2 protein-coding genes are annotated in these 1,461 nt (G+C 46.1%); both read left to right on the forward strand.

All coding sequences use genetic code 11. From position 1 onward, the window contains the following. Positions 1–133 precede the first annotated feature (133 nt). On the forward strand, positions 134–862 hold the full coding sequence (locus BCT81_RS00920; RefSeq protein ID WP_102423001.1) for a methyltransferase: 729 nt from the start codon (positions 134–136) through the stop codon (positions 860–862). A gap of 107 nt (positions 863–969) precedes the next feature. Continuing rightward, the coding region (locus tag BCT81_RS00925; protein WP_133152474.1) for a DEAD/DEAH box helicase at positions 970–1,461 on the forward strand (492 nt) is incomplete at its 3' end.

Below are 1,461 nucleotides of genomic sequence, written 5' to 3' on the forward strand. Positions count from 1 at the left end.
GGCTATGAAAAAATAGCCACAATTATAAACTAACCATAATTCACAACAATAGTTTCTCAAGCAGAACATTGATCCACACAAGTAGTTAACATTAGAGCTAATCACTTAAAATATCTCGATACTCAGAACATTCATGAAAGACAAAATCGTGCAGACTAAAAGCTTCAATTTTAAGCAATTCTCAATTTACGGTGGGCAAAGCGGTATGCCAGTCAGTACCGATGGTGTACTACTTGGCGCATGGGTAAGCATTGCACCTAAGTCCTTAGCACTCGATATTGGAACAGGCACCGGGCTTTTGGCCTTGATGGCCGCGCAGCGCTTTGCTGACATATCGATCTCCGCGATCGATATTGATCCACACGCGATTGAAGCTGCGACCATTAATATTGAGCAGTCGCCATGGCAAGATCGCATCACTCTGCATGATAGCAGCGTGCTCACCGCCGACTTTCCAAAAAAGTTTGACGCGATAATCTGCAACCCACCCTACTTCAACTCAGGAGAGCAGTCACTGCAGAGCCAAAGAGCAACTGCTAGACACACTGACAGCTTGGATCATCTGCAACTTGCCAAGCGATGTTTCGAGATCACAACCGAAACTGCAACCGCCAGTTTTATACTGCCAACGCCTGAGGGAGAAGGTTTTATCAAGCTTGCCAAACAGTGCGGTTGGCACCTAGCTAAGCGTCTCGATGTAAAAACCACAGACAAGAAGCCTGCGAGTCGAATTCTTTTTGAGTTATCGAAAGATCCTGCGCGTGAGGCCGATTTGCAGCGTGAATCGCTTACCATTCATCATCAAAATGGTTATAGCGAGGCATTTATAGCGCTCACCAAAGATTTTTATCTCAAGATGTAGCAAATACCATGTGATCCTAATCACTAATGCTTCTATAATGTCCGACTACTCTTTTTTATCGTCTGCTTTTTGAGGCAGAAACATTTATTGCTTGTGGAGAAACAACAGTGATCAGAACCTTTGCAGAACTCGATCTAAACCAAGAGCTGCTTAAAGCAATTGACGAAATGGGCTACGAACGCCCAACACAGATACAAGCTGAAGCAATCCCACAAGCGTTAGATGGAAGAGACGTTTTGGCTTCTGCGCCAACAGGTACTGGTAAAACAGCCTCATTCGTACTGCCAGCACTGCAGTACCTTCAGGATTTCCCACGTAAGAAAGCGGGCCCTGCTCGTATGCTTATCCTGACGCCGACCCGTGAACTAGCAATGCAGATCACTGACCAAGCTCGTGAACTTGCGAAATACACTGCGCTAAACATCTTCACCATCACAGGTGGTGTGATGTACCAAGAGCACGCAGACATTCTTGGCACCACCCAAGACATCGTTGTTGCGACTCCAGGCCGCCTAATGGAATACATCGAAGCTGAGCGCTTTGATTGTCGTGCGATCGAATGGCTGATCTTAGACGAAGCAGACCGCATGTTAGACATG

Origin of the sequence: Vibrio sp. 10N.261.52.A1 (genome assembly GCF_002876325.1) — a bacterium.
GTDB lineage: Bacteria > Pseudomonadota > Gammaproteobacteria > Enterobacterales > Vibrionaceae > Vibrio > Vibrio chagasii.